The 5731-nt window shown below is 27.4% G+C and carries 6 protein-coding genes; 1 reads left to right on the top strand and 5 read right to left on the bottom strand.

Going from position 1 to position 5731, the window contains the following annotated elements; genetic code table 11:
• Positions 1–114: 114 nt before the first annotated feature.
• The 5 genes from KGF39_RS18730 to KGF39_RS18710 all read right to left on the bottom strand — a co-directional run bounded on the left by KGF39_RS18730 (position 115) and on the right by KGF39_RS18710 (position 4988).
• Complete coding sequence (locus tag KGF39_RS18730) at positions 115–339, bottom strand: NifU family protein (RefSeq protein WP_009888660.1); 225 nt, start codon at positions 337–339, stop codon at positions 115–117.
• Between the two features lie 34 nt (positions 340–373).
• The gene (locus KGF39_RS18725; RefSeq protein WP_227823470.1) at positions 374–1741 is read right to left on the bottom strand and encodes a M20 family metallopeptidase; all 1368 of its coding nucleotides are present in this window, start codon (positions 1739–1741) and stop codon (positions 374–376) included.
• An 83-nt stretch (positions 1742–1824) separates the two neighbouring features.
• Positions 1825–3360, bottom strand: coding sequence for a DUF6179 domain-containing protein (locus tag KGF39_RS18720; RefSeq protein WP_227823469.1), 1536 nt, complete (start codon positions 3358–3360; stop codon positions 1825–1827).
• Positions 3361–3382: 22 nt separating this feature from the next.
• Positions 3383–3817 carry a DUF6323 family protein gene (locus tag KGF39_RS18715; RefSeq protein ID WP_227823468.1) on the bottom strand — a complete coding sequence of 145 codons (435 nt, stop codon included), beginning with the start codon at positions 3815–3817 and terminating at the stop codon, positions 3383–3385.
• A gap of 259 nt (positions 3818–4076) precedes the next feature.
• The gene (locus KGF39_RS18710) at positions 4077–4988 is read right to left on the bottom strand and encodes a recombination protein NinG (protein WP_227823467.1); all 912 of its coding nucleotides are present in this window, start codon (positions 4986–4988) and stop codon (positions 4077–4079) included.
• A gap of 298 nt (positions 4989–5286) precedes the next feature.
• On the opposite strand from KGF39_RS18710, the gene KGF39_RS18705 reads away from it, so the two are divergent.
• Positions 5287–5640: a GIY-YIG nuclease family protein gene (locus KGF39_RS18705; RefSeq protein ID WP_227823466.1), complete on the top strand. Its 354-nt coding sequence runs from the start codon at positions 5287–5289 to the stop codon at positions 5638–5640.
• Positions 5641–5731: the final 91 nt, after the last annotated feature.

Here is a 5731-nt window from a genome sequence, read left to right as displayed (position 1 = left end):
AAAGAATACACATAAATATTTCCAGACTCTAAAACAAATTTATCTACAGCTTTCTTTCACACTTTTTCATATCTATCTATAATATTTCAGCATATATCTAGTACACTACCACCATTAAACACCTAATACTTGAGTTACTCCTGGAACTTCACTCACCAAAACATTTTCAATAATAGCTTTGATTGTCATAGTCGCTCCTGGACACCCACTACATGCACCTTGTAGTCTAACTAAAACTACACCATTTTCATTTACATCTATAAGCTCTACATCTCCACCATCTCTTTGTAATACTGGTTTTATCTTTTCTTCAAGCACTTTTTCAACTTTTTCTCTCATAGCTATTCCCCCCAGAAATATTTTATTACCAAGATTATACCAATGGTTTAAATTTTTGTCCATCTAATGATTTTTCAAATTCGATTTTTGCTTTATCAATAATTTCAGTATTCATAAATACATCATAAGCACTACAAGCCAGTACTTTAGCTGAATTTATCATAGCAGAAAATCCTATACTTGAACCTGCTGATGAACATGACTGCCATGTATGACTTGCAATCCCAACAGGCCATGCTGCCATTGCAAATTGAGCTACTGGTATAACATAACTTACATCTCCAACATCAGTAGAACCAGCTAGTCCTTTATCTTTGTCTCCATCAACTATCCCCTGGTGTATATAGCTTTCTACAATAGATTTATCATTTTGGAATGATGTTGCTACACCCAATCTTTCTTCTCTAGTAAGAGTATCACATAATTTTTTCACAAATTCTTCTTCTTCAGGAGTTGTTTTAGGACAACCAACAAAAATCATATTACTGTAAACTAAATCAGTCAAACATTGATTTGGTATATAATCATATATTCCATCTGTAACCTTATACTCCATTTCAGTCTCTGTCATCATTGCTGCTCCTTGAGCTACTTTTATTAATCTATCAAGAACGTGTTCTGCATCCTTTGCTTTTTTACCTCTAATAAAATACCAGCTTTCAGCAAAACCAGGAACTACATTAGGTCTTCCCCCACCATTAGTTATAACATAGTGCATTCTTATAGAGTCAATCACATGTTCTCTCAAGTAATTAGCTCCAACATTCATAATTTCAACAGCATCAAGTGCACTTCTCCCATTATGAGGAGCTTGAGCTGCATGAGCTGTTATCCCTTTAAATTTAAATTTGACAGATAAGTTTGCTAGACTTCCACCTCTCCAAGGTGCATTTATATCAAAAGGATGCCATGTAAATGCACAATCCACATCATCAAAACAGCCATTTACACACATAACTGTCTTTCCTCCACCTTCTTCTTCAGCAGGACAACCAAAATATTTTATTGTTCCATTAAATTTATTTTCTTCTATTAATTTTTTTATGGAAACAACTGCTCCTACACCCGCTACGCCCAATAGGTTATGTCCACATCCATGTCCAGCTTCCCCTTCTACCAGTGGCTCTCTTTCTGCACTCACACATTGTGATAGCTCTGGTAAAGCATCATATTCTCCAAGTATTCCAATCACAGGCTTACCTTCTCCAAAACTTGCTATAAATCCAGTAGGTAAATTTTCTACTTCTTCAATTCTAAATCCTTTTGATTTTAGGTATTCTTTTTGGATGCTACTTGCATACTTTTCTTCAAAAGCTAATTCTGGATTTTCCCATATTTTCTTAGACAAATCTATTAGTTCTTCCCTTATTTCTTCAATGTTATTTATAATATACTCTTTCATAATCGCCCTCCATATATATGTATTTTTGATATGCTTTATAGATTATATTATATACTAACATTCTATTTATTCACAATTTTTTGTTAATTAATTTTATTCATATGTTCTTCTATGGAGTATATCTTATCTTCACTTTGCCTCTTCATAAATTCAATGTATTCCATCTTCCATAAAGTAGTTTCAGTTTTCTTAGTTAATAAAAGTTCTAATAAATTAATTTCTTTCATTCTAATATCCTCATAAAATACTACACTACCTAAAATTGCCAATTCCAATTCGCTTAATGATGCAAACAACATTAAATACTCTTCTCCAAATAAACATTCAGATTCTAGAATATCGATAAAGTCTTTTTTAGCATTGATATTTTCCTTTATTATTCTTATTTTTTCAATTATAGATGTACTATCTAATATTTCATTGAATATCTCTCTAAACGACTCATCATCCAATTTACTTTCATCATCAATAATATAATCTTCTAAATATCCATTTTTGTTTTTACTCACAGTTACCATACTTTTAAGAGTGTTACTTTTTATTGAGCTTAGTACAGATTCAATAAATACCTTTTCATATTTTTTAATATATCTTATTACCACTTCATCTTCTATGCTTAATCTTTTTATCAATACTTCAATTACTTCCATAATTAGTAAGGTTATTTTTTCATTTATTCTAATTTCTCTATTAATTTCTTCAAAATCATTATAATCCAAGTTACTATCTGCTTCAGTGTCCAAGTTATCATCTACTTCAATCAATTCAATCATATTACGTTCTTCATAACCCCTAACTTCATCTTCAGCAATATTATTGTATATATTTTTAAATTGTTTTTCTAAAAACTCATACTCATATTCTGAAATTTCTAGATTAGTCACTTCATTTCCTAAAATGGTAGAAAAAATACAATTGTTTATAATAAGTTCAAATAAATTTACAAGTATAACATCACAATCTATCTTATAAGTCATCCCATAATCATAAAATAATTTTTCTCTATCCTTCTTCTTAAATAAGTTACAAAATCTATTTTCTATATCTATACTCACAATATAATTTTTTACATAATAAATTCCTTGAACATCCATATCATCTAATGCCAATGGATAATCTATACTTACTGGAATATCCTGAGCTTCAAATTTCATACTATAATTTTTAAAGAAACTTGATAACTCTATCAAAGTATCATTATATGCTATTGAATTAGTATCTAATTTTCTACTCATCATTAGTTCATAAAATTTTTCTAACTCAATTAAATCATTCTCTAATATTTGTATACCTTTCAAGTACACATTTTTGACGTTTTTAGCAGTCAGTTCTATAACTCTCTTTTCTATGCTTTCTAACTTATTTATGTATACATCAATAGCATACCATATTGAAATCAACAACTTTTCAGCAATTTCTGTCTTTACTGATGTGCTTTGACCATTTGTATATTTTTTAATCAAATCTACAAGTAGTAAAGATATTTCTTGTTGTATGCTATATACTTCTCTTTCATCTACCACTTTACAATCTAGACATTCCTTAAGTAAAGATATGGAATATTGTTTCTTTATTAAATTATTTTCATTTATATTAATATTACTTAGACTATTTAACATATCAAATCTCTCCTATCATATATTAAACTTCTCCAAATTTAAATTTCTTTGCAAATTCATCTGCTTCTCCTCTTACATTGTCTATATTGCCTGCAAACTTTTCATAAAGTTCATCCAGTATTTCTATAATCTCATCATCACATATATTATCATCAGTTTCATTTTTTAAATAATAAAAAATTTCTTGCATATCATTAATAGTCTCTAAATAATTGTCCACATTTGTGTACTGTGATGTATATATATTTTCTATCAATTGTTTTGTAACTTTTATATCCAATTCTATTCTTCCATATCCCTTTAAAGTATCGTTTCTTGAAGTTATTATATCTTTTACATCAGATTCAGAAAGAGCTAGACCATAATCTCTAGATTCTATATTAGTCTCAAGTAATTCATTTCTTTCTATTTCCTTTAAATTCCGATTTATAGAACTCAAAATAATAGGTGATATCATTTTTAAATTCTCCTTTTTTGTTTTTTCTATTGACTTTTTTTTATTTTTATGCTATACTTAAATTAATATAACTTATTCTAGCGACTACTTATAATAGTATTAGTAGTAGTCGTTTTTGTCAACTCAAAATTACTGCTTCAATTAAACTTTTCAATTTTCTCAATAAAAAAATACCATCATTTAGATATATAATTTTCTATAACAACTTTTCATTCAGTAGTTATTTATTAAAATCTAAACAATGATATATTTATTAATCTTATTTATCCTTTTTAGCTCTACTTCTACTTTTCTTTACATTTGAACAATTTCTACAAGAAGGTGAACAGTATTGAGATTTAGAATTTGTAGGAATATAAATTTTACCACAGTACTTGCATTTATTTAAAGAAGAAGGTTCACTTGTAATTGCAAAGGCATAAATAGTCTCAATAGCTGTTTTCAAAGAATCAAACTCCCATGCAATAATTGGTTTATTTAATTGACTTATAGAAAATCCTATCTTTTGAGGATTAAACCCTCCAGACATAATAGTAACACTTTCAGTTAATAGATTAGATGTATTTTTATATACACAAATTTGATTAAAGTGTTTACACATATCTTTAGCAAAGCTTACAATCCAGTCCAGTTGTTCAGTGTAGAACTTTGAAAATACTAAATCTAAAATTAATGGTCTCTTTCCAAAAAACTTAGGAGATTCCTCTCTCTTTGATACATCTATACCTCTTCTATACTTTTTAAAATACACATCTTCATCACTTGCAAATGGTATAAACATGTTTACATATTCATCAGTACTCAATATATTTTCTTTTGTAATATAATTCTTTTCAATCATCAGTACTCTTTCTTCTCCAACTATATCTCTATTATATACACTTGAATATATTAAACCCAATAATCCATATTTTTTTACAAATTCAAGTACTTCTTTTTTTAATCTCATCTCTTTCGTCTCTTTTGGTATATCTTGTAGTGCCTCTTGTCCTATACGAATTATATCTACTATTATATCATCTGCTACATCAAATGGGTTGTACATGGTAAACACAGCATCTTCACTTGGAACTATATATAATTCATTTTCTTCAGTAATTTTATATTCATAATCACTATACCTAATCCAATCACTTGCAAAATTCCCTATTAATTCTATTCTTTTATTCATATTGGTTGTTCATCCCTTTCAATGTAATATATATTTTATATTTACTATTACATTTTTAGTTTATTCTATATTTTATATCCTGTCAACTATTCTTTTTATATTTCTATCATATCAAAATTTATAATTACCTTTATAACGGACTTATTAAGCCAAATACCTTATTTATTAATAACTAATTTATAATTAAATTTATAAAAACTATTTACATATGAAATTAATCTCTTTATAATTTAATACGTAATATATTTTTATATTTACATATTACATATTAAAATTATAAAGAGAGGTATATAAAATTATGGATAGAAAACGTGAATTAAAACAATTATACAAAGAAATGAAATTTGACACAGGTGTATTTATAATAAAAAGTGATATTACTAAAAAGATTTACCTTGGAAAGAGTAATGACATAAAAAGCAAATTTAACTCCCTCAAATTCCAACTTGGTGCTGGTTCATGTATGATAAAAGAGTTAAATAATGATTGGAAAAAATACGGTGAAAAAGCATTTACGTTCGAAGTTTTAGAACTTATAAAGTATGATGACAACAAAACTGAGAAAGACTACTTAGAAGAGTTAGATATTTTAGAGATGGTTTGGTTAGAAAAGTTAAAAGGAGATAATACTTATGAAATTTATTCAATATAAAAAACCATGTAGTATAAGAAAAGAAGATGGTGTCTCAAAATGAACTTTTTAGTTCATGAGGAACTCTTTTTTGTATGAAATCAAATATATT

Origin of the sequence: Clostridioides sp. ZZV14-6345, from assembly GCF_020657775.1 — a bacterium.
GTDB lineage: Bacteria > Bacillota > Clostridia > Peptostreptococcales > Peptostreptococcaceae > Clostridioides > Clostridioides difficile_D.
This window is presented reverse-complemented; position numbering and strand designations above follow the sequence as displayed.